We start from the raw sequence: 26,529 nt of genomic DNA, 5'->3' as shown, positions 1-26,529 counted from the left end.
AATCTCGTCGGACTTCGAGCCCCCTTTCAGACTCGCACGGGTGTGCGATACATGCATCCTTCCGCGAGTGGAACCTCCTGGATCCGCGCGGGAGCCTGGAGTCATGGGGTCGCACTCGCGTCCTCCCCGCGCGGGAACGGGCGCTCACAGCCGGGGCCTCTTCACGCTGGGGCAGTGCGTGCCGTTCGCGATCGCCTTGCTGGTCGTGGGCATCGAATTCTCGCCCGCTCACTTTCTGTACACCGGCCCCCTCCTCACAGCGACTCCGGCACTGGCGGCGGTGACGATGGGGCCTCGGGGCACCGTCGCGGCAGCCGCTGTCGCAACAGCCGTCGGGGTGGCCACCGCGACCTACAACCACGCGTGGGGGACCCAGCAGGTCTACACCAATTTCCTGGCGCTTCTCCTCGTGTCCGTCGCCAGCGTCGCGACGAGCAGTGCCGTGCGAACGCGCAGGCAGCACGAACTCGACCAAGTACGCCGGATAGCCACGGCAGCACAGCAGGTCGTCCTGCGGCCCGTACCCGCCCGGCTGGGCCCGGTCAGGGCCGCCAGCATGTACCTCGCGGCTGAGGCCGGGGCGCAGATCGGCGGTGACCTCTACGAGGCGCTGGAGACCCGGTACGGGGTCCGGATGATCGTGGGGGACGTCCGGGGCAAGGGGCTGCCCGCCGTGCGCGCGGCCGCCGCCGTGCTGAGCGCCTTCCGGGAGGCCTCGCACTACGAGGACGACCTGGCGGAGGTCATGAACCACTGCGCCGCCGCGCTGCGCCGGGAACGCGCAGTACCGGGCGCGTTCGACCAGGACACCCTGATGGAGGGGTTCGTCACCGCTCTCGTGGCCCAGGTGCCGGACGGGCCCGTGGTCGAGGTGGTGAACTGCGGCCATCCGCCGCCGCTGGTGCTGTCCGGGGACGGGACCCGGGCCCTCGCGCCTGCCTGCGCCCTGCCGCCCCTGGGGCTGGAGGACCTGGAGACCTGTCTGCCCGGCGGGGCGGAGAGCCACCCCTTCGCGCCGGGCGAACGCCTGCTGCTGTACACCGACGGCGTGATCGAGGCCCGGGGCCCCGGCCACGGTTTCTTCCCCCTGCCCGAGGCCATGGCAGAGGCCGGGAAAGGGACACCCATCGGCGCCCCGCACGATTTCCTGGAACGCCTGCACCGGGAGCTGGTCCGGCACACAGGAGGTCACCTGGCCGACGATGCGGCGATGCTCCTCCTCGACCGGCTCGACGCATAGCCGGGGAGAACGCCGGCGGAGCCGGACCGGCGGCGGAGCCGTGGCCTCCGAGCGGAATCCCGGGATTCCGCTGCGCCAGCGGGACGAACGGTGCGTCGAGTGTGTGGCGTAATCCCGTGTCATCCCCGGCCCGGCCGGGCATGCGCGATGCGCACCAAGTCCATCGCGCCCCCGCCGTCCCGCTACTGCCGCCCCCTGCAGATGTCAATGAACCCGTCTCTCTTCACAACTCCCGCACAGCCGCGCACGCTTCGGTCCGGAGCGCCTCTTCGGAGGGCTTCCCTATCGGACGCCGAGCCGCGGCGGGCAGCGCCACCTGCCGTCCGTCGCGGGGAAGGAACGGCTATGGAGAAGGACATCATCAACAACGACCCGCTTCGAGAAGAAGAGGGCGAGCACCAGGGCGGTATGCGCTGGATCGACATCCCTATCGCGGGAGTCCGTGAATAGCGAATCCGGGGGCAGACCAGGACCGCTGGTCTGCCCTTCGTTCCGCCGCCGTGCCGTTTCCGGTTCGCCGATGTCCTGTGAGAGATGTCCCGTGAGAGATGTCCTGTGAGAGAGGCCGATCGTGCGCGTACTCCTGGTGAACATGCCCTGGGCCTCCATCGACCTCCCGTCGCTGGCTCTGGGCATTCTGAAACGCAGCGTCGACGAACGCGTGCCCGGCGCCCGGGCAGAAGTGATGCACGCCAACATCGACTATGTCGACTGGGTGACCAGACGCACCGACTTCGCACTCCGTGACTACGAGTACTACTCCCTTTCCTCCTATTTCATCGGATGCGGCGACTGGGTCTTCTCCTCCGCCCTCTACGGAGACGACGACTGGCGTCTGGAGGAGTTCACCGAAGGAACCCGCGGGAAAGTCGACGGTCCGCGTCTGGAACAGGCACGATTACTGCACACCATGGCCGGGGAGTTCATCCGGGAGACGGCCGCCCGCATTGTGGACACGGCGCCCGACGTCGTCGGGCTCACCTCGACCTTCCAGCAGAACACCGCTGCTCTGGCGGTGGCACGGCAGATCAAGGAACTCGCTCCCGGCATCCGTACGGTCATGGGCGGCGCCAACTGCGACGGGCAGCAGGGAGAGGCGGTGCACCGCAACTTCGGCTTCGTCGACTTCGTTGCGCGCGGCGAGGGAGAGGAATCGTTCCCGGCCCTGCTGAACGCACTGAACGGCAAAGGGGATCCGGCCGGGATTCCGGGCCTGTGTCACCGCGACGGACAGGGCGGTTCCGTCGTCAATCCCATGAGCACCAGGCCGCTTCCGCCCCACTCGATCCTGGCGCCGGACTACACCGGGTACTTCGAACGTCTCGCCCGCTCCGGCGCCCGCTCCTGGGTCGAGCCCAAGCTCGTGGTGGAGAGTGCCCGCGGCTGCTGGTGGGGCGAGAAGCACCACTGCACGTTCTGCGGCCTCAACGGCTCGTTCATGCAGTTCCGCAGCAAGAACCCGGCCGTGTTCTTCGAGGAGATCATGGATCTTTCCCGGAAACACCGGGTCCTGGACATGTACGTCGTCGACAACATCCTCGACATGAACTACCTGAAGTCCTTGCTGCCCCGACTGACCGAGACCGGCTACGGATTCCGGCTGCAGTACGAGATCAAGTCGAATATGCGGCGGCACCAGTTGCAGGTGCTGGCCGACGCCGGAGTGGTCTACGTACAGCCCGGCATCGAGAACCTCAACAGCAGGGTCCTGAGCCTGATGGACAAGGGCGTGACAGGCTGCCAGAACGTCCGGATGCTCCGTGACGCCTCGGCCGTCGGGCTCTGCGTCGCCTGGAACTACCTGCACGGCTTCCCCGGGGAGCAGGCCGAGGACTACGACGACGTGATCGACCAGATTCCCGTCCTGGAACACCTCAACCCACCCGGCGGTCCCGCGGGGCGCATCGCGGTCGAACGATTCAGCCCGTACTTCAACAATCCCGGGCTCGGCTTCCGCGACCTGCGGCCCGCCGAGCAGTACCGCATCATCTACGACCTCCCCGAGACCGAGATGTTCGACCTGGCCTACATCTTCGACGTGCCGCCCCAAGGTGTCGCCACCGAAGTCGTCGACCGGCTCAACGCCGCCATCGCGACGTGGCAGGAGTCCTACGCCGGCAGCCGCCTCGCCCACACCGACCTCGGCGACCGGATCGTCCTGGCCAACACGCGCCGCACGTTCGACTGGACCGCGCTCGAGCTGACCGACCCCTGCGAGATCGCCCTGTTCCGTCTCCTCGATCAACCGCACACGGTGACGGCCGCCGCACGCAAGCTCCGCGCGCCCGAACAGGCCGGGCCGTCCGCAGCCGAACCCGCCGAGCCTGCTGACGCATGGGAGTCCAGGGTCCGGCGGACGCTCGACCGCTGGCGCGCCTTGGGCTTGGTCTTCGCGGACGGAGGCCAGTACGTGCACGTGGCTCCGGCCGCGGCCAATCAGGAACTGCTGCGTCTCGGCTACCTCAGGGACCGCGGCACGGGTGCGGCCGCAGACCGCACGCCGCAGCTGCAGGCGGCCCCCGCATGACGACGACCACGCCGGCCTCGTCCGGCACCGCGTTCACGGTGACGGCCTGGCGGGACCACGATCCGGTGCTGTGCCGGGTGCCCGGCATGGCCATGGGAACCGTCGGCGTTCCGGCAGGGTCCGCCGTCCGGGCCGCGCGGTACCTCTTCGACGCGGGCGTGCGACGCGTGGCCCTGCCCCGGCCGGTGCGGCTGACCGGCGCATCCGGCGAGGCCGACGGGCCCGACGAGTCGGAGAGCGCCTGGGCCGTACGTGCCCTGAGCCTGATCGGCGCCCTCACCGGGCTGGCCGTCGTCGTCGACTGGCAGGTGCACACCGCTGCCGAAGCGGATGCCTGGAGCGTGCTGAACCATCTCCATCCTCCGACGGAGCTGCACGGCCCGCCCCGGGCCGAGGAGGCGCTGCGGCAGTGGCGCGACGGTCACTACCTCTGCAAGTGCGTCTACCGCCGGGGGCCGGGGTTCGTGCAGGTCCGCGATCGACGGCACAGGAGGCTGCGCCGGTTCACCATCGACGACCCCGCCTACCGGGAGGCGATCGACGCCCTTGCGGACGGCGCCCCGGCATCCGTGGTGCCGGAAGCCGTCCTCGCCGACCTCCGCGAGGAGGAACTCGCGGTCGTGGTCGGGCAACACGTGTGGTGGGTGCCGTATCTGGTGCAGCGATGGCCGCTGGCATCCTTGGTCATCTGAGGTGATCCGACGCGGTTCCGGCGGCGTGGCGGCAGCTGACCGCGCCGGGCATGGCGTCAGGTCGTCGCCTCGTCCTGGCGCGGTCTGTTGTCCAGGCAGCTGCGGACGAAGTCCTGGACGACGGGGTCGGTGTCGTCGGCCGGGGCCCATGCGACGCCGACCCGGCTGGGGCCGACACCGCTCACGGGCCGGTACGTGACGCCGGGGCGGGCGTAGAAACGGGCGGCGGATTCGGGGGCGAGGGCGATGCCGTAGCCGTTGGCGATCGCGCTGAGCCAGTCGTCGGGCCGGTCGGTGACGGCGCCGATGCGGACCGGGTGGCCGTCCCGTTCGTCGGTGGCCAGCCAGTAGTCCCGCCAGCGGCCCGCTTCCGGCGGGGCCGCCACGAACGGCTCGTCCCACAGGTCCCGGAAGGGAATCACGTCGCGTGCGGCGAACGGATGCGCGGAGGGGAGGGCGACGCAGCGGGGCTCGGTGAGCAGCGGCGTCACGCGCAGGCCGTCCTGGCCGGGGAACGGAAGGCGCAGCAGGGCGACGTCCACGTCTCCGTCGGCGAGGCCCGCGGTGGGGTCCGACCAGGCGGCCTGGCGCATGTCGGCCCGCCAGCCCGGCCGACGGCGGGCGAAGTCCGCAACGATGTCCCGGGTGGCTTCGTTGGCGGCGCTGGCCACGAAGCCGACGCGCAGCACGCGGGCTGCCTGGCTCGCCGTGCTCTTCGTGTGCCGCAGGATCCGGTCCCATTCGGCGAGCAGGGCGGGCACCCGCTCCGCCAGGGCCCGGCCGGCTTCGGTCAGGGTCATGCCGGTCCGGGATCGCGTGAACAGCGGTACTCCGAGGCGCATCTCCAGTTGCTTGATCTGCTTGGTCAGCGCCGGCTGGGAGACATACAGGCGTTCCGCGGCGCGGGTCAGGCTCCCTTCGTCCGCCACGGCGGCGAAGCAGCGCAACAGCCGGGTGTCGACATCCATTCCGTCAGGTTATGGATGCAGGTATTGGACGGCGGATCCGGGGCCCGGTGAGGCTTGTCGCGGCGGGCGGCCCGCCCGCACCCACCGCCTGTCCGGCTCATGAGGAGCACCCATGTTCATTGCCTATGTGACCGTTACCGTCGTCACGATCGCGGCCAATGCCGGGATCGCCGTCGCGGACTTCTCGAGGGCCGGGTTCGTCCTCGCCAACTCGGCCGAGGTGGGAGTCCCGCGGTCGTGGCTCCCCTGGCTCGGGACGCTCAAGGCCGCCGGAGCGGCCGGGCTGCTGCTCGGGCTCCTCGGATTCCGGCTCGTCGGCATCACGGCCGCGGTGGGGCTCGTCCTGTTCTTCGTCGGCGCCGTCGCCGCACACGTCCGTACCCGCGTCCATCACAACCTTGCGTTCCCCGGCGGCTATCTGGGGCTGGCCGCGGCCTCGCTCGTCCTTGCCGCGATGCGGTGAGCCCGCGGCACCAGCCGGGCCGCACATCGGGCGGACGCTCGAAAGCTGGCACTCTTTTCGCCTCCGGCGTCAGGGCGCGGGCCCGTTTACACCCTTCCGAGGCACCCTCCCAACACGACTGGGTGATCAGCGGATTGGCGATGTTTCTTGTATTCGTACTCGGCGATAACCTCACGGAGGGATGGCGAGGGGCTGTGTCCTCCGGCGGTCGCAGTTGCAGGCGTCGGGGGCGTCCGGTGGCAGGGCAGCCGCAACGGTGTCACCCCCTAGGGAGGGAATCACATTGGGAGCCGCCGTTACCTTCGGGGAACTCGGCCGCATTTCCGGCGAGGAACTTCCTCCTCGCATCGTGCTGTCGAGCCTGTCGCCGGCAGGCACCGATCACACCGTTTATCCGATGCTGGTGAGAACGGATCACGGGACGACAGTGGCCTATGCCTGTCAGTACCGTCAGCATGCGAGCAGTCCCGCTCTCCTCGTCGCGCTGGGCCTGGCCTCCAGCGACCCCGGTTACACCATGACATGCATTCCTGCGGCCATCTCCAGCCACTGACAGCGGATCTGTACCGAGGTTTTTCCAGTAACCACTTGTGCCCTGACGGCAGTTCGCGCATGACAGCACGCCGTCATCAGTGAAAACCAAGGACTCGTCCCCGAGCAGGTTCAGTCTCGTTCGGGGGCGGTTGCCCGGGCTGCCGACCGGCGGTCCGAGTGCGGAAATCACCGGAGTGCGGAAACCAACGAAAGGGAACGGAATGGAAAACGCCATCAGCTTCGAGGAGCTCGACAAGTTTGCGGGTGAGGTGCTGCCCGAGCGGACCGTCATGGGCATCATGTCCACCCCGTTCAACAACTTCGGCGGTGGCCCCGACGGCGGCGCCGGCAGCGCCAGCAGCAGCTCTGCGGCCACCTCGGGCGGAGGCGTGTACGCCCCTGCGCCTCACGACCACGGCGCCACGATGCTGTCGGCCTGTCAGTCCATCGACCGGCAGGGCACCCCGGGCCTGCTGGGCAGCCTCGGTCTCGGCTCCGAGAACCCCGCCAGCGGCGTGACCTGCACTCCCGCGGCCATCGCCAGCCACTGACGCACTAGCGGCTCGCCGTACCGCTCGGGGAAGGGCCGGACTGCTCCGGCCCTTCCCCACCCTCTCGCAGGCCGTCCCCCCGCCCCTCTTGGAGCGCCCATGTCTGTGCCCCACGCCCCGCGTACCGGCGAAGCCGACCGGACCGAGGGGCCTCTGCTGGTGGCCGGGACCGAGCTGGTCGGTGAGTTCGAAGGCTCCGGCTACCGCGAGCCGCCGCTCCTGGTCTGCCGGCCCGACGGGCAGCTCGTCCGGCTCCCGGCGCTGTTGTACAAGGTCGTCAAGGCGCTGGACAGCGGGCACAGGAGCCCTCGCGGTCAGCAGCCGCACGACCGCGACGAGATCACGTCGCAGGTGGCTGCCGAACTCAGCCGGGACACCGGCCGGCAGTTCACGTCGGAGCACATCGCCTTTCTCCTCGACGAGAAACTCGCTCCGCTCGGCGTCACCACCTACAGCGACGGCTCGCCCCCTCCCCCGGCCCCGAAAAGCGATCCGTTCCTGGCCTTCCGGTTCCGGCTCGCGGTGGTGCCGGAGCACATCACCTGGTTTCTCTCCGGCCTTTTCGCATGGCTGTTCCGTCCCTGGGTGATGGTGTTTGCCGTCTCCGCCTTCGTCGCGAGCGAGACGTGGCTGTGGACGACGCAGGACACCGGTGCCGCGCTCCAGGCGGTGCTGTCGGCTCCGGCCAGCGTTCTCCTCGTCGTCTTCCTGGCCATCACCTCCTGTGCCTTCCACGAAATGGGCCATGGTGCGGCGTGTCGGTACGGGGGTGTGCGGCCCGGCGCCATGGGATGCGGCATCTATCTCGTCTGGCCCGCCTTCTACACCGACATCACCAATTCCTACCGGCTGGGCCGCGCCGGGCGCATCCGGGCCGATCTGGGCGGGGTCTACTTCAACGCGCTGTTCGCCCTGGGCCTGCTGTTGTCGTATGCGGCCACCGGATTCCAGCCGCTCCTCGTGGCCGTCCTCTCCGTGCACATCGAAATCATCCAGCAGCTTCTCCCCACGCTCAGGTTCGACGGCTACTACATCGTCGCGGACCTGATCGGCATCCCCGACCTCTTCAAGTACGTCGCCCCCATCCTGCGGAGGGTCGTGCTCCGGCGGCCGCAGGACGAGCGGCTCCAGGCGCTCAAGCGGTGGCCGCAGGTCGTCGTCGCCGTCTGGGTCATGTGCCTGGTTCCGGCGCTCCTGCTCCAGCTGGGCATGGTGCTCGTCAATCTGCCCCGGCTGCTGCAGGCCGACTGGCAGAGGATCAACGTGCTGGTCGAGCGCGCCGACGCGTCCGGCGACCACGTCCTCGGCCTCGCCTCGGCGGGTCTCCAGATCGTGTTGCTCGCGCTCCCGCTCGCCGGGCTCGCGCTGGCGCTGGTGCGGCCCGTGCGCTCGCTCGTCCGTGCGGCCTGCCGTCGGTGGGCGGGCCGGAGCGCGGACACCCCCTAGGCCGTGGTGCTGCGGCTCTCGGCGGCCACGGCTGCCACAAAGCGCTTCAGGCCCTGCGGGCTGCTCTCGAGGAACAGGTCGGGCTCGATGAGCTCCAGTTCCATGACCACGGGATCGCCGGTCGCGTTCAGTGCCAGGTCCACCCGGGCGAAGAGCATGGCACTCGACGACGGAACTGCTGCCAGTGCCTTCAGGGCCGTGCGGATCTCGGCATCGGTCGGCCGGTAGGGAACGGCGCCAGGGTGCGGGTCCCTGGAGTTGTCGATCACGCCGGGCTCGGTCAGCAGGGGCTGTTTCCGGATCGCATGGCTGAAGGTGCCGCGGATGAAGATCAGGGCGCGCTCCCCTTCCTCGACACGGCGCAGATAGGGCTGGATCATCACCCGGCGGCCCTGGTCCAGCAGCATCCGGACGTGGCGCACGGCATCGGCGTGCCGGCCGGGCTCGTAGCGCGCGGTGTCGCGGGCGCCCGCGGAGACGGCGGGCTTGATCACCACCCCGTCGGCCCTGTCGCAGTCCTTCTCGGTGCAGTGCCCGCCCGGTTCGACGAAGTGCGTCGGCACGACGGGGACGCCGCATGCGGCGAGCTTCGTCAGATAGCGCTTGTCGCTGTTCCAGCGCACGACGGGCGCCGGATTCCACAGGCGGGTGACGCGGGCGGCCCTGTCAGCCCATTCCAGGAACTCCCCGAGCCGTTCGGTGTAGTCCCAGGTCGACCGCATGACGGCCACGTCGAAGCCGTTCCACATTGCGGGGTCCGCGTCCCAGGCCACTGCTTCCGCGGCCAGGCCGTCGGCGCGCAGCGCGTCCACGACCAACGGGAGATCCTCGTCCTCGGTGATGCCGGCGTCGCTCGTCACGACTGCGATCCTGGCGGTGCCCATGTGGTTCTCCCGTCGTCACACCTCGGACCCGTCCCCGTCGGGCACCGGTGTGACGGGAGGTGCCGGGGCCAGGAACACATGTCTGGCGGACACTCTGTCACATATGGTCGGTTTCCAGGTCGGTGACGTGCGGTCATGAGGTGCCGAGCAGTGGCGCTCGACGTGCCGTGCAGGTCACGGGGTTCGGCGCGGCCCTCCCGCCAGGGGGACGCCCGTGCGGCGGGACTGTGCGACCGAGGGCGGGGAGTTCTCGCTCCGGGCCGCCTCCAGCGGGATTCCCGGGGGCTGCGCCGGGTGCCCGGAGGGCGGGTTGTACCCGGGCAGGCGCAGGGTGCCCCACACATACGGGTCGGCCTGGGCGCTGCCGTACGGTGCCCAGGCGAGGCGGGACTTGCCGGTCCTGTCCTGGGTGTCGGAGTCGTAGACGAGGATGTTCGCGGTGAGGCGCTCGGGGTCGGCGACCGCGGGGAGGGCGCCGAGCGGGATCCTGGCCTCCACCGTGTAGCCCGTGTACGGCTCGGTCACCGTGGACGCCACCGCCATGCCGGGGGCGGTGCTCTCCGCCGGGCCCTGGTGGTTGTCGCCGTCGCGCTCGGCGCAGGGGCCGCCGCCGTTGGCGGTGAAGGGGAGGATGCCCGTCTTGAAGGTGGTGGAGGTGTCGTCGGAGCGCCCCTGCGGGTCTAGGGTGATCTCGACGGAGTCGGTGCGCCAGTGGCGTTTGCAGTCGTCCCTGGCGTCGAGTGCGGCGCCCTTGGTGTCGTCCGTGACGTGGACGAGGACGTAGAGGTCGTCGCCGTGGCGGGCGATGCGGGCGTCGGCCGCGCAGTCCGCGGGGGTGCACTCCTTGCCGTCCCAGTGTCCGAGTCCGAGCTTCGGCCCGGGGTATTCGTCCGGGCCCGCCTTCCCGTCCACGACGGGGGCCTCGGCGACCTCGGGGACGGTGGTGGCGGGAGGGGTGGGGTAGGCCGGTTGGGCGTCGTTGGCCAGCCACGGCATCTTCACCTTGCCCGTCCAGTCGCGGAATTCGGCGTACTGCGGGCGCAGTCCGGACTGGGGGTGCACCGGGACGTTCACGGGCCTTCCGCCGTCGGCCAGGACCGTGAACCATTCGCAGGGCAGTTTCTCCGTCGGTGTCCCGACGTCCGCCGGCAGGGAGCCGAAGCCCTGGGTGACGTATGTGCGGGCCGCGTCCCTTTCGATCTGGGCCCAGGTCTTTCCGTTCGCGCGGGATCGCGCGCCGGGCCAGATGCCGATGACAGGCAGGCCGGTGTGCGGGTCCTCGGCCTTCCGCTCGGCGCACTGTTCGCCTGCCGGTCCCTGGAATCCCCAGTTCTGGGTGAGCAGGCGGGAGGGTTTCCACGCCTTGTAGTGCTCCTTGGCGATCTGCTCGGGGAACGCCTTCGGGTCCCCGGCCATGCCGAACGCCTCGATCGCGAGACGCCCGGCCTGCTGGTGGCCGCCGTGCTGGTTGAAGGGGCGGGGGTCCATGGTCACCACGGTCTTCGGGGTGGTCGCCCGGATCAGCCGCACCAGCCGTTCCAGGGTGTCGGCCGACTGCTGCGGGGGGCGGTTCCAGGACTTGCCGGTGAGCGGGGCCGACAGGGTGTACCAGAAGTCGGGCTTGTCGAGGTAGAAGACATTGCGGATGCCGGCGGTCGCGACGGCCTCGCGTTCCTCGCGCTCGCGGATCATGCCGAGTGCGGTGCCCTCTTCGGGGCCGACGGCGTTGCCGCCGCCCTCGCCGCGAGTGATGGTGACGACGCCGGTGCCGATCCCGCCCTGTTCCTTCCACCGGGCGAAGGTGGCCAGGGACTGGAACTCGTCGTCGGGATGGGCGCCGATGAACAGGACGTCCGTGTGGGCCGCGTCCCTTCCCGTGGGGGAGGCCGGGCTTCTGTGCTCGTCGGGCTCGGCGGATGAGCTGCACGCGGTCACGGCCAGCGCGCTCCCGACGAGTCCTGCCACGGCGAGGGCCGTCGGCAGGGCGCGGCGGGGCTTGTGAGGCTTGTGGGGCGTCAAGGGAACTCGTCCTTTCCTCGGCGACACACCGAGGCTTTCCGTGCTCCCGCGACTCAACCTTCACTCCTGCCGCGGAGTCTTCTCTTCCGGCCTCCGGGCCCGCCTCTGTCGGCGGGCCCGGGACCGGCGGGGGTCAGGAGCGCGCCCGGCGGGGCTGCTCGCTGCGCTCCTCGGCCTTCTCCTTGTTCTTCTCCTTGATGCGGACCGTTTCCTTCCGCACCTCGGCCTGAGTGGCGCGCTCCTTCTGGAGCCACTCGGGGGACTCGTTCTTCAGCGCTTCGATCTGCTCCGTGGTGAGGGCCTCGGTGACACCGCCGCGCGCGAGGCCCGAGATGGAGATGCCCAGCTTGGCCGCGACGACCGGGCGCGGGTGCGGGCCGTTGCTCCGCAGCTCCTGCAGCCACTGGGGCGGGTCGGCCTGGAGGGCGTTCAGCTCGTCGCGCGAGACGACACCCTCCCGGAACTCTGCGGGGGTGGCCTCGAGGTATACCCCCAGCTTCTTCGCCGCGGTCGCGGGCTTCATGGTCTGGGGATTCTTGTGCGACGTCATGCCGTCAAGGATATCGAGCGTGTGCGCTACCCCTGACCACGCCCGGTAATCTGGCCGGGTGACAGGCTCGGAAGCATCTCCCTCGTTCCAGCTCGCGTACGTACCGGGCGCGACCCCCGCCAAGTGGGTGCGGATCTGGCAGGAGCGGCTGCCGGACATTCCGCTGAACCTCGTCGCGGTGTCCGCCGCCGAGGCACCGGACGTGCTGCGCCACGGCGACGCCGACGCGGCTCTGCTGCGGCTGCCGATCGACCGGACGGACCTCAGCGCGATCCCGCTCTACACCGAGACGACGGTGGTCGTGCTCCCCAAGGACCACGTCGCGGCGGCGTTCGACGAGCTGGCCGTCGAGGACCTGGCCGACGAGGTCGTCTTCCACCCCCTCGACGACACCCTCGACTGGGAGCACCCGCCGGGGCGGCCCGCGATCGAGCGGCCCGCCACGACGGCGGACGCCATCGAGCTGGTGGCGGCCGGTGTGGGACTGCTCGTCGTGCCGCAGTCGCTCGCCCGCCTGCATCACCGCAAGGACCTCACCTACCGGACGGTGACGGGCGTGCCCCAGTCGCGCGTCGCGCTGTCGTGGCCGGAGGAGCGGACGACCGACCTGGTGGAGTACTTCATCGGAATCGTCCGCGGGCGGACCGTGAACAGCACGCGCGGTCCCCGTCCCGGGGCGCCGACGCAGCCCAAGCCGGAGGAGAAGCGCTCCGGCGCCACGAGCGGTGCACGGCGGAAGCCCGCGCCCCGCAAGACGGCCGGCAAGGGCGCGCGGGGCGGCTCCGGCGCCCACAAGGGCGGCCGGCGCGGCAAGCCAGGCCGCCGGTCGTAGCCCGGGCGGCCGCGCTCGTCAGCCCCTGTCCGTCCCGCACAGGGCGTGGTCGACCAGCTCCCGGGTGGCCTTGTTGAGCCGGACCGTGTCCGGGCGGCTTCCCGTGCTGGTCACCGACACGGCGACTGCCCGCCGCCCGTCCGCCGTGACGCCCGTGCGGGTGTACGAGCCGAAGCCGTCGCCCTCGTGGTGCCAGTACCCGCTGCCGCAGGACAGCGGCGTCCAGCGCAGCCCCAGCCCGTACCCGCCCTCCGGCCACTCCGCCAGGTCCTCGGCGGCGCCGGTACGGGCCACGGTGCGCTGCATCTCGGCGAGCTGGTCCTTCGGCAGCAGCCGACCGGTGACCAGGGCACTGCTCCCGCCAGCCCGCGCCGTCGGCCTTCTCCGCGATCATCCCGGCGAGGAGGTAGTTCGTGTTGGAGTAGGCCCAGCGCGGCTGCCGGTGGTCCGGGACGAACAGCGGCGGGTGCTGCAGGGCAACGGCCACCCACCGGTCGGCGGGCGTCGTGTCGTAGCGGTGCCGGTCGAAGTCCTCGGTCACGGCCCGGACGAGTTCGGGGTCCCGCACATAGTCGAACAGACCACTGGTCTGCTGGAGCAGATCCCGCACGGTGATCTTCGAACCGTCGTTGCCGTTGCCGGAGACCACGCCGGGCAGCCACTTCTCCACCGTGTCGTCCAGCGACAGTTTGCCGTCGGCCTCCAGCAGCAGGACCAGTGCGGCGGTGAACGTCTTGCTCGTGCTGGCGGTGCGGAACTGGGCGTCCCACGGCACCTGTGCACCCGTCCGTGCGCGGACGGTCTCCCGTCCGTTGCTCACCTCGGCCAGCACGGCCACGTCGCCGCCCATGGCCCGTACCGCCCGGACGTCCGCGTCCAGGGCACCGCGCCCGCGGCCCCCGTCGGCGCCGCCGTGACGATGCGAACGACTCTCCCCCGGGGGCCCCGACCCCGCGCGCATTGATCGCGTTCCGTGATGAGTGCGTACGCGGATCGGACCTTGGTCCGTGTGGTGCGTGCGGCTTGACTTGGGGTCAGGCGGAAAGGCCGCCGGAATCCGACGGAGCACGGGAGATCCTCATGAACAGCACCGAACCCCGGGACGTGGTGCAGCGCTACTTCGACGCGCTGGCGGCAGGCGACCAGGACGTGATCCGGGACTCCTGGGCCGAGGACGGCAGCTGCTGGTACGGCGGGGACCTGCCGATCTCCGGCACCTGGAAGGGCCGGGACGGGGTGATCGACGGGTTCCTGGCGACGGCCTTCGCCCATCTCGACCCGGAGCAGGAGATCGGGGTGCGGGTCACCAACGTGTTCGGCGAGGGCGAGCAGGTGCTCGTCGAGTGGGACTCCTGGGCGACCGGCAGGACCGGAAGGCCCTACCGGCAGAAGAACATCGGCGTCTTCATCGTCCGTGACGGCCGGATCGTCACCATGCGCGAGTACGCCGACACCCAGCACTGGGAGCGTGCGCTGGTCGCCGACGGGGCGTGAGCCGAGCGGCGGGACGCAGGGCGCGCCGGGCGCGCGCCGCGTCAGCCGACCGTCACCTTGACGATGCGGCCGGACGCCTCGACGACGAACAGCTCGCGCCCGGGGTCGTGGTCGCCGAATCCGCGGGGCAGCCGGACGCTGGTGGGCATCCGCAGGCCGCCCGCCAGGACGCAGGACCGGCCGGTCGCCGGGTTCACCCGGATCAGCTGGCCGTTACGGAAGCTCGCGACCACCAGGTCGTCGCCGAAGGCGGTGAGGTCGTCGAGGAGCTTGATGTCCAGGGGGTTCGGGCTGAGGTTGGTGATCGTGGTGTGGTGGGCGGGGTCCTTCAGGGGGATGCGCACGATCGGGGACGCGGTGCTGGTGATGACGCTCGCGTACAGCTGATCGCCGACGATCTCCAGGCCGTTGGTGCCGAAGACGTCCGCCTTCCTCGTCCACTCCTCGTCCCGGGTGCCGTCCGGCCGGAACTTGAGGATGCCGGTGGCCAGCTCGCGGCTGACGTAGAAGTTGCCGTCCGGGTCGACGGCGAGGCCGTTGATGCCGGATATCCCGGCCACGAACCTCTCAGGCCGCGGCTCGGCGGCGGTCGGGTCGAACCGCATGATGCCACCGGCCGGAGTCAGCGGATTCACACCGAAGTTGACGTACATCATCCCGTCCGGTCCCCGGCGGATCCCGCCGGGGCCGGGCACCGGGACAGTGACCCGCAGCGTCCCGTCGGGGGCGTACCCCTCGACCCGGTTCTTGGTGATGTGCGAGACCCAGAGGGTGCCGCGTCCGTCGAACTCCAGGTTCTCCCGCCAGTCCAGCAGGGGTATCCCGCCCTCGCGGAACACCTCCACCTTCGACTGTTCCGGGCACCGGGCCGAGGCCACGGCAGCCGACGGGCCGGGCGTCGCCGACGCCGCCGGGGCGCCAACCACCAATGCTGCCAGCAGACTTCCCACGACTGTCACTGAGCGAATAGGCATGCGGTCCGTTGTACCGGTGTGCCACTCGCCTCACCAGCCACCCGTCTGCCAATGGTTATCCGCCACCGACACTGCCGACGAGCGTCCGCACTTCCTGAATCCGGCCGGCCGGGGCCGGGCCCCGGTCAGCCGCGCCGCGGGAGCGCGAGCTGCCGGACTCCGGCCCTGGCGCCGCAGAGCGCGGCCAGCGCCCGGCTGTACTGGCTGACCACCGGTACGTGAGCGAGGTCCTGCCCGCCGCACACCATGGACTCGGCGGCCCCGGAGACGTTGCGGACGGGCCCCAGGGCGTTTCCGACGTTGTCGGCGTGGGCGGGTGCGGCCATGCCCAGGACTGCGGCACCGAACATTCCAAGAACGACGATCTTCTTCATGGCCGGTCCAACGATCCGCGGTGCCCGGTGGATGTGCCCCGGCGGGCAGAGCACCGTCCGGAATGGTGGACTGGATGCAGCAGGGATCGTCCATGCCCGCCTTCAGAGTCCCGAGCACCAGATGAGCAGCCACCCCGCCGATGCCCCCGCTCCCCCGCCGGACCGCGCCCTCAACGGCCCGGTCGTCTCCCGGCAGGAGTTCGACACGCTCTTCGAGGCGGTCCGTACGTGGGGCCGCTGGGCGGACGCCGGCCGCGGGGCCTGGAACCGGGTGACCCCGGAACACGTGCGGCAGGCCGCGGCCCTGGTCCGGTCCGGGGCCGTCGTCCCGATGGCGCGGCCCTGGGACACCGCGCCCGGCCCGGACAACGCCAGACCCGCGTTGCACTACATGTCCGACCTCGGCGACGTCGAGGCCCCGGAGCCCTCCACCCACAAGGACTTCATCGGCGTCGACTTCCACGGCAAGGCCGCCAGCCATCTGGACGCGCTGTCCCACATCGCCTACCGCGGGCAGCTCTACAACGGCGGCACGGCACGGGAACTCGTCGGCGCGGGCGGGGCCCGCTTCGGCGGTGTCCCGGCCCTCGGCGCCCTGGTGACCAAGGGGGTTCTCCTCGACCTGCCCGCCGTACTGGACCGCAGCTGGCTCGAGCCCGGACAGGCCGTGCACGCCACGGACATCACCGCTGCGGAGGCGGCACTCAAGGTGAGGATCGGCGAGGGCGACGCGGTGCTGGTGCGGGTCGGCCGCTTCCGTCGCCGCCGGGAGCTGGGGGCCTGGGACGCCGACGCGGCCTGTGCGGGCCTCCATGTGGATGCCGTGCCCGTGCTGGCCGAGCGCGGCATCGCCCTCCTCGGCAGCGACGGCGACAGCGATGTGCGCCCCTCCCCGGTCGAGGGGGTGCACTCCCCGGTCCACACCCTCGCCATTGCCGCGATGGGCGTGCCGCTGCTGGACAACCTCGATCTCGAGGCGCTCTCCGCCGCCTGTGCGCGGGCGGGCCGGTACGAGTTCCTGATCGTCGTGGCCCCTTTGAACATCCCGGGCGGTACGGGCTCGCCCGTCAATCCGGTCGCGGTCCTGTGACGGCCGGGGCCGCCCGGGGCCACCCTGGCGCTGCCCCCACCTCGGATGACTACGGACAGTGGCGGAGCATTCCCGTCCGCGATCGGTGCCGCTGAATCGGTGCCGCTAAATGGACAAAGTTCTAAAATGGAACGCTGGCGCAAAGGCTCCCGCGCACGAGTGGCCGGGCCGCGCGCACCGATGAGGGAAGTGATCCGGATGGGGCTCGTGGCAGACGACATCGGCCCCGTACTCGCCCGTGATCATTTCCTTCGGGGCGAGGCGGTGGAGGAAGCCGTGCGCAGCCCGATCCTGAGTTCCTGGCAGCGTTCCCTGGCCCTGGGGCTCTCGCCGGACGGATGCGAGCTTCCCTACACCGATGACCTCGACCTGGACGGGCGCCTCGTCCAGGCGGCCGCCCCCGTGCTGGACCGGCTGCAGCTCAGGTTCGCGGGCAAGAACATGAACGTGGCCCTGGCCGACGGGCGCGGGGCCGTGCTCCAGCGCCGCTTCGGCGAACCCACCATGGCCGGGAGCCTGGCCCCGATCCAGAGCGTCCCGGGCTTCGTGTTCGCCGAGAAGTACGGCGGAACCAACGGCATCGGCCTGGCGCTCGCAGAGCGCCGGCAGATCAACGTCTACGGCGCCGAGCACTTCGCCGAACGCTCCCAGTCGAACGCATGCTCGGCGATTCCCGTCCGTGACCCGCTCAACGGGCGCATCGAGGGCATCCTCTGCCTCGGCTATCCGCACACCGACGCGGACGCGGGGCTGGACGTCGTCATCCGCAGGGCGGCCGACGCCATCGAACGGCGGCTGCTGGAGCAGAGTTCGGCACGCGAGCGCGCCCTGCTGCAGGCGTACCTCGACGCCAGGTTCCGGCTGCCCGCCGGCGACGGACAGGTGGGCGAGCTTGCCGCGAGCGGGCTGGACTGGCGCGACCAGATGGTCCTCAAGGAGAAGGCCGCCGAGCTGATCTCCTCGGCGCAGCGCGCCGCCGTCGAGGTGTCCCTGCCCGGCGGCCGGCGGGTCACCCTGCTGAGCCGCCCCGTGACCAGCCCCACCGGGGTCGAGGGCCTCGTCGTCGAGGCGGTCCTGCCCGCGCTGCACCGGCGCCTGGCCGTCTCCACCGAGGCCGGGGCACCTGCGCACCTGCTGGGACGGCAGGCCCTCACCGATGCCGTCCCGCTGTCCTGGCACCTCGCCCCGGACACGCGCGGCCGGGCCCCCGCTCCGGCCCGCGAGCCCGTCGCGCCCGGGGTTCCGGAATCCGCGGCGGCCGGCAGCCTGGTGCTCGTGGGAGAGCCCGGGGTGGGCCAGTACGCCGTGGCGGCCCGGCGCCGCCTGGAGCTGCTGTCCGAGGCCAGCACCCGCATCGGCACCACCCTGGACGTGCGCCGCACCGCGCAGGAACTCGCCGAGATGGCCGTCCCGCGCCTGGCCGACTTCGTCACCATCGACCTGCCCGAGGCGGTGCTGCGCGGCGACGAGCCCACCGATCCGACCAAGGACCTCCACCGCACGGTGGTCCACGGCATCCGCGGGGACTGCCCCTTCTACCCCGTCGGCGAGCGGGTCCACCTCCGGCCGACCACCCCCCAGCTCCGCTGCCTGATCAGCGGACGGACCGTGCTGGAGCCCGAACTGAGGACCGCCACGGGCTGGATCGCCCAGGACCGCGTGGCGGCCCAGCGCATCCTTGCCCACAACGTCCACTCGCTCATCACCGTCCCGCTTCTCGCCCGCGGCATCGCCCTGGGCATAGCGAGCTTCTACCGTGCGCGGGATCCCGCGCCCTTCGGGGACGACGACCGCTCGCTGGCCCAGGAACTCGCCACGCGCGCCGCCATCTGCATCGACAACGCACGCCGCTACACCCGCGAGCACGCCATGGTCCTGGCCCTCCAGCACAGCCTGCTGCCGCAGGGCTTCCCCGAGCAGAACGCCGTCGAGGTCGCGCACCGCTACATGCCCGCCGAGTCCGGGGTCGGCGGCGACTGGTTCGACGTCATTCCCCTCTCCGGCACCCGCGTCGCCCTTGTCGTCGGGGACGTCGTCGGCCACGGGCTGCACGCCGCCGCCACCATGGGCCGGCTGCGCACGGCCGCCCGCAACTTCGCCGAGCTGGACCTTCCTCCGGACGAGGTCCTCTTCCACCTCGACAACCTCGTGGGGCGCCTGGACCGGGAGGAGTGCGGCGACAACCCCTTCGCCGGCATCACCGGGATCATCGGCGCCACCTGCCTGTACGCCATCTACGACCCCACCTCGCAGCTGTGCACCATGGCCAGGGCCGGGCACTGCCCGCCCGCGCTGGTGCGCCCGGACGGCACCGTCGTCTTCCCCGACCTGCCCGCCGGTCCGCCCCTGGGGCTGGGCGGGCTCCCCTTCGAGACCGCCGAATTCCACCTCCCCGAGGGCAGCCAGCTGGTCCTCTACACGGACGGGCTCATCGAGGACCGCGACCGCGACTTCGACACGGCCCTGGAGCAGCTGCGCCGGGCCGTGGCCCATGCGAACCGCCCGCCCGAGGAAACCTGCCGGGCCGTGGTCGAGGGCGTGGTGCCCGCCCACCCCGCCGACGACATCGCCCTGCTCGTCGCCCGCACCCACGCCCTGGACCCCCACCGCATCGCCACCTGGGACGTGCCCAGCGACCCGGCAGTCGTGTCCACCGTCCGCGCCGCGGTCACCCGGCAGCTGGCCGAATGGGGGCTGGAGGAGATCGGCTTCGCCACCGAACTGCTGCTCAGCGAGCTGGTCACCAACGCGATCCGGTACGGCTCCGGACCCATTCAGGTGCGTCTGCTCTACGACCGCACCCTCACCTGCGAGGTCTCGGACACCAGCAGCACCGCCCCGCACCTGCGGTACGCCGCCACCACCGACGAGGGCGGCCGGGGACTGTTCCTCGTCGCACAGCTCTCCCAGGCCTGGGGCACCCGCTACACCCCCGGCGGCAAGGTCATCTGGGCCGAGTGCGCCCTGGAGATGCCGCCGGGGACGTCCGGCATCGACGAGATCTCGCACGAGATCTCCTTCGACGACATTCCCGCGATCTGACGCCCTCCGGCATCCGGGCCGAAGCGGGTCGTAGCATGACGGGCATGCGGTAGCCGGTCCTGACAGGTCCCGACAACCGACTCCCGGAGAAGTCCGTGCACGACACTCCCGACACCACCCCCCGCCCGGGCCGCGACCCGGACCCCCTGGTCCGCATCCGCGGTCTCGGCAAGCGGTTCGGCGGCACGCTCGCGCTGGACGCGGTCGACCTCGACATCCGCTCCGGCAGCGTACTGGCGCTGCTCGGCCCCAACGGTGCCGGGAAGTCCACCCTCATCAAGGTGCTCGCGGGCGTCCACCACGCAGACCGGGGCGACGTGACCGTCGCGGGGCATCCGCTCGGCACCGAGGCGGCCTCCCGCGCCATGTCCTTCATCCACCAGGACCTGGGGCTGGCCGGGTGGATGACGGTCGCCGAGAACATCGCCCTGGGCACCGGGTACCCGCGCCGGGCGGGGCTGGTGTCCTGGCGGCGGACCCGCCGGCAGTGCGCCGAGGCCCTGGGCGTCGTCGCCGCGCACCTCGACCCGGACGCCGTCGTCGCCGACCTCACCCGGGCCGAGCGCTCCCTGGTGGCCATCGCCCGCGCACTGTGCACGCAGGCCGCACTCATCGTGCTGGACGAGCCGACCGCGAGCCTCCCGGCCGCGGACTGCGCCCGGCTCTTCGACGTGCTGCACACCCTGCGCGACCACGGCCGCGCCATCGTCTTCGTCACCCACCGGCTCGACGAGGTGCACAAGGTCGCCGACGAGTTCGCCGTCCTGCGCGACGGGCGCGTCGTCAGCCACGGGCCGCTCGCCGGTTACGCCCCGGCCCGGCTGGTGCACGACATCGTGGGCCACGAACCGGGCGGCCACCGCCTCGCCGACTCCGCCAGGGGCCCGGCCCTGCTGCGCCTCGAGGACGTGCGGGTCCAGGACACGGGGCCGGTCGGCCTGGAGCTGCACGCCGGCGAGATCCTCGGCATGGTGGGGCTCACCGGCGCCGGGCACATGGCCCTGGGCCGTGCCCTCGCCGGGACCGGGCCGATCCCCGGCGGGCGGGCCCTGCTCGGCGGCCTGCCGTACCGGCCCGGCTCGGTCGCGGCCGCCGTCGGCGCCGGTGTCGGCTTCGTGACCAGCAACCGCCAGGACGAGGGCTGCGCCGCGGAACTGACGGTGCGGGAGAACTTCCTGGCCAACCCGCATGCGGGCGGTGCGCCGGGCGGGCACTGGATCAGCCCCGGGCGCGAGCGCGCCGAGGCCGCCGCGCTGATCGAGCGGTTCTCGGTACGCCCGCGGGACAGCGAGGTGCCGATCGCCACCCTCTCCGGGGGGAACCAGCAGAAGGTCGTGCTCGGCCGGTGGCTCAGGCTGCGGATGAGGCTGCTGATCCTGGAGGAGCCGACCGCCGGGGTGGACGTGGGCGCCAAGGCGGCGATCTACCGCCTGCTCGAGGACGCACTCGCCGGCGGCCTCGCCGTCCTGCTCGTCTCCACCGACTTCGAGGAGGTCGCCGACGTGTGCCACCGGGCCCTGGTGTTCGTACGGGGCGGCGTGGCGGCGGAGCTGAGCGGCGCGGCCCTCACCGTCGGCTCCCTCACCCGCGCCGCCTCGGCCATCACTCCCCTCACCGGGGCGCCGGGATGAGCCCGTCGCCCGCGCCGCGGCCCCCGCTGGGGCGCCGCTTCGGGCACCTCGTCGGCGCCTACGGCCTCCTGGCCCTCACGGCCCTGCTGTTCCTGGCCTTCTCCCTCGCACTGCCGGACACCTTCCCCACGCTGGACAACATCTCCGCCGTCCTGTCCAACCAGTCGATCCCCGCCATCCTGGCCCTCGGCGCGACGATTCCCATCACCACCGGCAAGTTCGACCTGTCCATCGGCTACGGCCTGGGCCTCGCGCACGTCATGACGATGCGGCTCGTCGTCACCGAGGGCCGGCCCTGGCCGCTCGCCTGCCTCGTGGTGGTCCTCGGCGGGGCGGTCGTCGGCGCCGCCAACGGCGCCGTCGTCGAATGCGCGCGGATCGACTCCTTCATCGCGACCCTCGGCACCGGCAGCATCATGTACGCCTGCACCGGCTGGATCACCGGCGGGGCCCGGATCGTCCCCGGCCCGCACGGCCTGCCCGCCGCCTTCACCGACCTCTACGACTCCCGGTTCCTGGGGCTGCCGGTGTCCGCCTTCTACGTCCTGGCGCTCACGGCCGTCCTGTGGCTGCTCCTGGAGCGCCTGCCCCTGGGCCGGTACCTGTACGTCATCGGGTCCAACCCCCGTACCGCCGACCTGGTCGGCATCCCCACCCGGCGCTGCGTCGTCGTCGCCTTCGCCGGATCGGGCCTGGTCGTCGGCATCGCCGGGGTGCTGCTGGCCGCGCAGCAGCAGATCGGCAACCCCAGCGTCGGCATGGACTACCTGCTGCCCGCCTTCGTCGGCGCCCTGCTCGGCTCGACCGCGATCAGGCCGGGCCGGGCCAACGCCCTGGGCACCCTCGTGGCCGTCACCGTCCTGGCCGTGGGCCTCGCGGGCATCGGCCAGCTCGGCGCCCAGTTCTGGGTGACTCCGCTGTTCAACGGCGCCACGCTGATCGTCGCCGTCGGCATGGCGGGCTACGCCGCCCGGCGGCAGCTGCGGCAACGGCGGACGGACCCTTCCCGGTCGCTCCACGAACCGCCCGGGGCCGCCTCGTGACCTCCGGCCGCCGGCTGGCCGCGCTCGTGCTGGCCGTGGCGGCCACCGCCGTCACCGGCTGCGAGCGCGGTTCGTCGACGGGCTCCGTGCCGCCCCCCACGGGGCCGGTGCGCGCCGGCTGCCCCGCCGCACTGGCCGGTGCCGAAGCGGCCGTCGAGCAGGCCGAGAAGACGGACACCGAGTGGAACGGCCCCACCACCGGCCCCGCGGCGGTGCCGGGCAAGGACATCGTCTACGTCGCCCAGACCATGACCAACCCCGGCGTCGCGGGCACCGTCCAGGGCGTGCGGGACGCGGTGCGGGCCATCGGCTGGCGCGTCCGGGTGATCGACGGCCAGGGCACCCCCAACGGCATCCAGGCGGCGTTCGGGCAGGCCGTCACCCTCCGGCCGGCAGGCATCGTCATCGGCGGCTTCGACCCGCGGCTGACGTCCCAGCAGGTCGCGAAGGCCAACGCGCAGCGCATCCCGCTCATCGGCTGGCACGCGGTCGCCTCCCCCGGGCCGAGCAAGGCCCCCCTGCTCTTCGCCAACGTCACCACCAGGGTGGACGACGTCGCGCGGATCAGCGCGGACTGGGTCATCGCGCACTCGCGCGGCAACGCCGGGGTCGTCGTGTTCACCGATGCCTCGATTCCGTTCGCGCGGCACAAGTCGGACCTCATCGAGAAGGAACTCGCCGGCTGTCCGGGCACGAAGCTGCTGACGCAGGAGAACATCCCGATCCCCGACTCGAGCAGCAGGACTCCCCAGGCGGTCGCCGCGCTCCTGGCCCGCTTCCGGAACCGGTGGACCCACTCCGTCGCCATCAACGACGTGTACTTCGCCGACGCCGCCCCCGCCCTGCGCGCGGCGCGCAGGAAGGGCGCCGGAGCCCCCTTCAACATCGGTGCGGGCGACGGCGATCCCTCCGCCTTCCAGCGCATCAACAGCAGGCAGTTCCAGGCGGCCACCGTTCCCGAGGCGCTGCTCGAGCAGGGGTGGCAGATCGTCGACGAGTTCAACCGCGCCTTCGCCGGCGAGCCCGCCAGCGGATACGTCGCCCCCGTGCACATCGCCACCGCCGCCAACAGCGGCGGCGGCACCGGCTGGGACCCGCACGGCTACCGCGCGGCGTACCGGAGGATCTGGGGCCGCCGCTCCCCGGCAGAACCCCCTCACTGACCTCTCCTCGAACGCCACGCTCCGTGCCACCATGTCAAGTTATGGCACAGGGCGAGGGCGAGTTACGGCACAGCGTGCGCATCTCCGCACCCGGGCACGTGCAGGAAAGGGACGTCACGTCCCTGGAGGCGTGGCTCAAGGGCGAACCGGAGCTGAAGGACCGCGTACAGGTGAAGCGGGGCGCCCGGGGTGCGGAAGCCGGCGTTCCCATGGGCCCTCAGCTGGACATCGTGCTTCATGTCCTCGACTGGGGCGGTTCCGCGGCCGTGGCCGAGATCATGCGGCGCGCGATGGAGTCGATCAAGGAGTGGCGGACGAGCCGGCGGGCCCTCGGCGATCCGGACCCTCCCGACTTCCGGGCGGTGCAGGACGACGAGCAGGACCGGCGCGATGGCCGGACCTGAGCAGCACGGGGGAACCAACCGCGCGCTGCTCGTCGGCGTGGCGCACTACGCCAGCAGGAGGCCGCTGAGATTCGCAGAGGGCCTGGGGGACATCGCCGCCGTCGCACGCAATCTGGAGGAGCTGCGGACGGTGCTGTGCGAGGGCGGGGCGTTCGGCGAGGACGGCGTGGAGTCGCTCTCCTCGCCCGGCGTCGAGCAGTTCGAGCACCGCCTGGGGCACGCGAGGGACCGTACGGACGGGCTGCTGCTGGTCTACTTCGCCGGGCACGGCATCGTCGACACGCGTACGGGCGGACACGGCCGTCTGCTGCTGGGGCTGCGGGACGCCAAGGTGGAGCACGGACCCGGCTTCCCGGGGTGGATCCGCTGGGAGGACGTGCTCAACCGGCTGTGCTCCGGCGAGAGCAGGCCCCGGCACACCGTGGTGGTCCTCGACTGCTGCCATGCGGGCAACGCCGCCGGCGCCTGGGAGGAACTCGACGAGCAGGACCAGAAGCGCGTCTCGTTGCTGCTGGCGGTGCAGAAGAACCAGCGGATCGATGCGGGGAGCGCCAGGACGCCGACCCCGTACACGGCACAGCTGATCCGGCACCTCGGGCGGGCCGACGGCGCAACGGGCGGTGCCGTGACCCTGGGCGGCCTGCACAAGCGCCTGTCGGAGGGCCTGCGGACCGCCAGGACGGTGGGCGGCAGGGAGTGGAGCCCGCAGGCGTGCCGGACGGACGCCGCGGAGGGCGAAGTCCTGGCCCGCCCGGTGGCCGCCGCCGCTCCCGGCGGGGTGGACGGCGGGGCCTGCGACGGGGGCGGCGACCCTCCCGGGCCCGTTTCCCGGCCCCACCGCGTGCGGCTGATCTCCGCGCTGCTGCTGGCCTCGGTGGTCGCGCTCACCGCCGTCCTCTGGTGGACCGCTTCCGGGGACTCCCACGGTGAGGGGCCCGCCGCCTCGTGCGCGGGCCACCCCCCGCTCGAGCTGCGGGTGCTCACCGACCCGGATCTGGCGCCGGTCGTCCGCAAGGCGGCGGACAGCTTCGTCGCGTCCGACGCGAACAAGGACTCGGACAACTGCCGCCGCACCGGTATCACCGTCTTCGGCGCCGGTGCCGCCGAGACCGTGGAGGCGTTCCGCACCCAGTACGGGGAGTGGGCGCACGGCGGCCGGTCCGGGTTCAACCCGGTCGGCACGGTCGGGCCGCAGCCGGACGTATGGATACCGGCCTCCTCGGCGAGCCCGCACCGGGCACAGGACGAGGGGAGCAATCAGTCGTCGGTGCTCACCCTGGACTTCGACGACAGACACCCGCTGGCCCATGTGCCCATGGTCCTGCTGCTGCCCGAGCAGCTCGCCGAGCCCGAGGGCGGCCGCGCCGGCCGCACGCTCGCCGAGCTGCTGGCCTCGGCGAAGGGGAAGGACGGGCAGGCGGAGGTCCGGCGGGCCGACCCGCGGTACACCGACGCCGGGCTCGCCGCGGCCCGGGGGCTGTACCGGACGGACGCACCGCGCAACGTCGAGCTGGGGCAGCGGCGCCAGGGACACGCCGCGCCGACGGGCAAGGACCTGGTGTGCGGTCTGGCCGGGGGCACTTCGGCCGACGCCCGGGCGGTGGACCGGCGCACCGCGGTCCTGGTGGCGGAGCCCACCCTCGGGCAGTACCAGCACTGCGTCGGTGAGACCGGAGTGACGCGCGTGGCCGAGTACCCGAACGACGTGCCCGGGCTCGACCCGGTGTTCGTCCACGTCCGCTGGAACGACGCCCGTCTCGACGAGGGCGACCGCGACCGGGCCGTCCAGCGGTTCCGGTCCTGGCTGGCCTCGGACGACGGCCGGAACGCCTTCCAGGGCGAGGCGTTCCGCACGGCGGCGCAGTCCCCTCTCCCCTCCCCTCCGCCCGGCTTTCTGGCGAACCCCGGCCCGCTGCCCCGCGCCCTCGCCGCGGACGAGGCCGTGGACACGCTGGAGAAGTACCGGCAGGCCAACGCGGCGAGCCGGGTCCGCTTCCTGCTGGACAGCTCGGGGTCCATGAGCCGGTGGTGGGACGGGCCGAACGGCGCGCGGGAGATCCTCAAGCAGTCGATGAGCCGGTTCGGCTCCGAGGACATCTTCGGTGTGTGGAGCGTCGCCTCCGCGGGATCCGACCCCCCGTACCGCGAACTGCTCGCCTTCGGCACCCACGGCTCGTGGTCGAGGACGGCCGACAAGAGCGAGCAGGACAAGGCCGCCGAGGCGGGGAAGAAGGTGGACGACGCGGTGCCGGAACTCTCGAAGGAGGCGGACATCGGGGGTGCGCTGCGGGCGGCTCTGAACCAGATGCCCCGTGGCGACGAGGACGACGGGCACCCCCAGCTCGTCGTCCTGCTCACCGACGACGAGGACAACGACCGCTTGGACGCGGCGCAGCAGGCCGATCTCGTGACGTTCGTGGCCGGTCGGAAGGTGCCGGTGGTGATGGTCTCGTTCGACTCCGGCGGCTGTCTGAAGGGCCGGCTGGACCTGCGCGTGGCCGAGGCGAGCGGCGGCAGGTGCCTGGACGCCCGGGGCGACCTGGCCAGGGATCTCGGCACCGAGGTCGCCCAGGTCGCGCAGGGCCACCAATAGCACGACGGGGGCAGC

Annotated in this window: 23 protein-coding genes and 1 pseudogene; 16 read left to right on the top strand and 8 right to left on the bottom strand. The window is 71.8% G+C overall.

Annotated features, from left to right (window positions below; all coding sequences use genetic code 11):
• Window positions 1-178: 178 nt before the first annotated feature.
• The 3 genes from AC1Z4A_RS32225 to AC1Z4A_RS32215 all read left to right on the top strand — a co-directional run bounded on the left by AC1Z4A_RS32225 (window position 179) and on the right by AC1Z4A_RS32215 (window position 4,459).
• Window positions 179-1,240, top strand: coding sequence for a PP2C family protein-serine/threonine phosphatase (locus AC1Z4A_RS32225; protein WP_483683426.1), 1,062 nt, complete (start codon window positions 179-181; stop codon window positions 1,238-1,240).
• Between the two features lie 571 nt (window positions 1,241-1,811).
• Window positions 1,812-3,767: a RiPP maturation radical SAM C-methyltransferase gene (locus tag AC1Z4A_RS32220; RefSeq protein ID WP_483683425.1), complete on the top strand. Its 1,956-nt coding sequence runs from the start codon at window positions 1,812-1,814 to the stop codon at window positions 3,765-3,767.
• Window positions 3,764-4,459 carry a DUF5825 family protein gene (locus AC1Z4A_RS32215; protein ID WP_483683424.1) on the top strand — a complete coding sequence of 232 codons (696 nt, stop codon included), beginning with the start codon at window positions 3,764-3,766 and terminating at the stop codon, window positions 4,457-4,459. Before AC1Z4A_RS32220 ends, AC1Z4A_RS32215 begins: the two co-directional genes overlap by 4 nt.
• Window positions 4,460-4,515: 56 nt before the next feature.
• Here AC1Z4A_RS32215 and AC1Z4A_RS32210 read toward each other — a convergent pair whose 3' ends face one another.
• Window positions 4,516-5,427, bottom strand: a complete 912-nt coding sequence (locus tag AC1Z4A_RS32210) for a LysR family transcriptional regulator (protein WP_483683423.1) — start codon at window positions 5,425-5,427, stop codon at window positions 4,516-4,518.
• 112 nt (window positions 5,428-5,539) lie between these two features.
• Between AC1Z4A_RS32210 and AC1Z4A_RS32205 the strand changes: the two genes are divergently transcribed.
• The 4 genes from AC1Z4A_RS32205 to AC1Z4A_RS32190 all read left to right on the top strand — a co-directional run bounded on the left by AC1Z4A_RS32205 (window position 5,540) and on the right by AC1Z4A_RS32190 (window position 8,421).
• Window positions 5,540-5,890 carry a DoxX family protein gene (locus AC1Z4A_RS32205; RefSeq protein ID WP_483683422.1) on the top strand — a complete coding sequence of 117 codons (351 nt, stop codon included), beginning with the start codon at window positions 5,540-5,542 and terminating at the stop codon, window positions 5,888-5,890.
• A 283-nt stretch (window positions 5,891-6,173) separates the two neighbouring features.
• The gene (locus AC1Z4A_RS32200; protein WP_483683421.1) at window positions 6,174-6,443 is read left to right on the top strand and encodes a hypothetical protein; all 270 of its coding nucleotides are present in this window, start codon (window positions 6,174-6,176) and stop codon (window positions 6,441-6,443) included.
• A 202-nt stretch (window positions 6,444-6,645) separates the two neighbouring features.
• Window positions 6,646-6,975, top strand: coding sequence for a hypothetical protein (locus tag AC1Z4A_RS32195; protein WP_483683420.1), 330 nt, complete (start codon window positions 6,646-6,648; stop codon window positions 6,973-6,975).
• A gap of 99 nt (window positions 6,976-7,074) precedes the next feature.
• Window positions 7,075-8,421: a zinc metalloprotease gene (locus AC1Z4A_RS32190; RefSeq protein WP_483683419.1), complete on the top strand. Its 1,347-nt coding sequence runs from the start codon at window positions 7,075-7,077 to the stop codon at window positions 8,419-8,421.
• Here the strand turns inward: AC1Z4A_RS32190 and AC1Z4A_RS32185 are convergent.
• From AC1Z4A_RS32185 to AC1Z4A_RS32175, 3 genes are all read right to left on the bottom strand, one after another.
• Window positions 8,418-9,281, bottom strand: coding sequence for an ATP-grasp domain-containing protein (locus AC1Z4A_RS32185; protein ID WP_483683418.1), 864 nt, complete (start codon window positions 9,279-9,281; stop codon window positions 8,418-8,420). The two genes, AC1Z4A_RS32190 and AC1Z4A_RS32185, sit on opposite strands and share 4 nt — an antisense overlap.
• Window positions 9,282-9,479: 198 nt before the next feature.
• Window positions 9,480-11,324 (bottom strand): sugar-binding protein, encoded by a 1,845-nt coding sequence (locus AC1Z4A_RS32180; RefSeq protein ID WP_483683417.1) that lies wholly within the window; start codon window positions 11,322-11,324, stop codon window positions 9,480-9,482.
• Window positions 11,325-11,457: 133 nt separating this feature from the next.
• Window positions 11,458-11,874 (bottom strand): DUF5997 family protein, encoded by a 417-nt coding sequence (locus tag AC1Z4A_RS32175; RefSeq protein ID WP_483683416.1) that lies wholly within the window; start codon window positions 11,872-11,874, stop codon window positions 11,458-11,460.
• A 58-nt stretch (window positions 11,875-11,932) separates the two neighbouring features.
• Between AC1Z4A_RS32175 and AC1Z4A_RS32170 the strand changes: the two genes are divergently transcribed.
• The gene (locus AC1Z4A_RS32170) at window positions 11,933-12,706 is read left to right on the top strand and encodes a LysR family transcriptional regulator substrate-binding protein (protein ID WP_483683415.1); all 774 of its coding nucleotides are present in this window, start codon (window positions 11,933-11,935) and stop codon (window positions 12,704-12,706) included.
• Window positions 12,707-12,724: 18 nt separating this feature from the next.
• Here the strand turns inward: AC1Z4A_RS32170 and AC1Z4A_RS32165 are convergent, their stop codons facing one another.
• Window positions 12,725-13,012: a hypothetical protein gene (locus AC1Z4A_RS32165; protein WP_483683803.1), complete on the bottom strand. Its 288-nt coding sequence runs from the start codon at window positions 13,010-13,012 to the stop codon at window positions 12,725-12,727.
• A 103-nt stretch (window positions 13,013-13,115) separates the two neighbouring features.
• Window positions 13,116-13,556 (bottom strand): annotated as a pseudogene (locus tag AC1Z4A_RS32160) (serine hydrolase domain-containing protein); the annotation flags it as partial.
• A gap of 230 nt (window positions 13,557-13,786) precedes the next feature.
• Between AC1Z4A_RS32160 and AC1Z4A_RS32155 the strand changes: the two are divergent.
• On the top strand, window positions 13,787-14,200 hold the full coding sequence (locus AC1Z4A_RS32155) for a nuclear transport factor 2 family protein (RefSeq protein ID WP_483683414.1): 414 nt from the start codon (window positions 13,787-13,789) through the stop codon (window positions 14,198-14,200).
• A 41-nt stretch (window positions 14,201-14,241) separates the two neighbouring features.
• Here AC1Z4A_RS32155 and AC1Z4A_RS32150 read toward each other — a convergent pair whose 3' ends face one another.
• Together AC1Z4A_RS32150 and AC1Z4A_RS32145 are read right to left on the bottom strand one after the other, a co-directional pair.
• Entirely contained in the window at window positions 14,242-15,174 is a 933-nt protein-coding gene (locus AC1Z4A_RS32150; protein ID WP_483683413.1) for an SMP-30/gluconolactonase/LRE family protein, read from the bottom strand.
• A gap of 125 nt (window positions 15,175-15,299) precedes the next feature.
• Window positions 15,300-15,548 (bottom strand): hypothetical protein, encoded by a 249-nt coding sequence (locus AC1Z4A_RS32145; protein WP_483683412.1) that lies wholly within the window; start codon window positions 15,546-15,548, stop codon window positions 15,300-15,302.
• Between the two features lie 121 nt (window positions 15,549-15,669).
• On the opposite strand from AC1Z4A_RS32145, the gene AC1Z4A_RS32140 reads away from it, so the two are divergent.
• The 7 genes from AC1Z4A_RS32140 to AC1Z4A_RS32110 all read left to right on the top strand — a co-directional run bounded on the left by AC1Z4A_RS32140 (window position 15,670) and on the right by AC1Z4A_RS32110 (window position 26,514).
• Window positions 15,670-16,638, top strand: coding sequence for a cyclase family protein (locus AC1Z4A_RS32140; RefSeq protein ID WP_483683411.1), 969 nt, complete (start codon window positions 15,670-15,672; stop codon window positions 16,636-16,638).
• A 198-nt stretch (window positions 16,639-16,836) separates the two neighbouring features.
• Window positions 16,837-19,680, top strand: coding sequence for a SpoIIE family protein phosphatase (locus AC1Z4A_RS32135; RefSeq protein WP_483683410.1), 2,844 nt, complete (start codon window positions 16,837-16,839; stop codon window positions 19,678-19,680).
• Between the two features lie 95 nt (window positions 19,681-19,775).
• Complete coding sequence (locus AC1Z4A_RS32130; protein WP_483683409.1) at window positions 19,776-21,311, top strand: sugar ABC transporter ATP-binding protein; 1,536 nt, start codon at window positions 19,776-19,778, stop codon at window positions 21,309-21,311.
• Window positions 21,308-22,354 carry an ABC transporter permease gene (locus tag AC1Z4A_RS32125; protein ID WP_483683408.1) on the top strand — a complete coding sequence of 349 codons (1,047 nt, stop codon included), beginning with the start codon at window positions 21,308-21,310 and terminating at the stop codon, window positions 22,352-22,354. The genes AC1Z4A_RS32130 and AC1Z4A_RS32125 overlap by 4 nt, the downstream gene beginning before the upstream one ends.
• On the top strand, window positions 22,351-23,517 hold the full coding sequence (locus tag AC1Z4A_RS32120) for a substrate-binding domain-containing protein (RefSeq protein WP_483683407.1): 1,167 nt from the start codon (window positions 22,351-22,353) through the stop codon (window positions 23,515-23,517). Before AC1Z4A_RS32125 ends, AC1Z4A_RS32120 begins: the two co-directional genes overlap by 4 nt.
• A 41-nt stretch (window positions 23,518-23,558) precedes the next feature.
• Window positions 23,559-23,921 carry an effector-associated constant component EACC1 gene (locus tag AC1Z4A_RS32115; protein ID WP_483683406.1) on the top strand — a complete coding sequence of 121 codons (363 nt, stop codon included), beginning with the start codon at window positions 23,559-23,561 and terminating at the stop codon, window positions 23,919-23,921.
• Window positions 23,908-26,514 carry a substrate-binding domain-containing protein gene (locus tag AC1Z4A_RS32110; protein WP_483683405.1) on the top strand — a complete coding sequence of 869 codons (2,607 nt, stop codon included), beginning with the start codon at window positions 23,908-23,910 and terminating at the stop codon, window positions 26,512-26,514. Before AC1Z4A_RS32115 ends, AC1Z4A_RS32110 begins: the two co-directional genes overlap by 14 nt.
• Window positions 26,515-26,529: the final 15 nt, after the last annotated feature.

This window comes from Streptomyces sp. 17_S59 (assembly GCF_056930295.1).
This window is presented reverse-complemented; position numbering and strand designations above follow the sequence as displayed.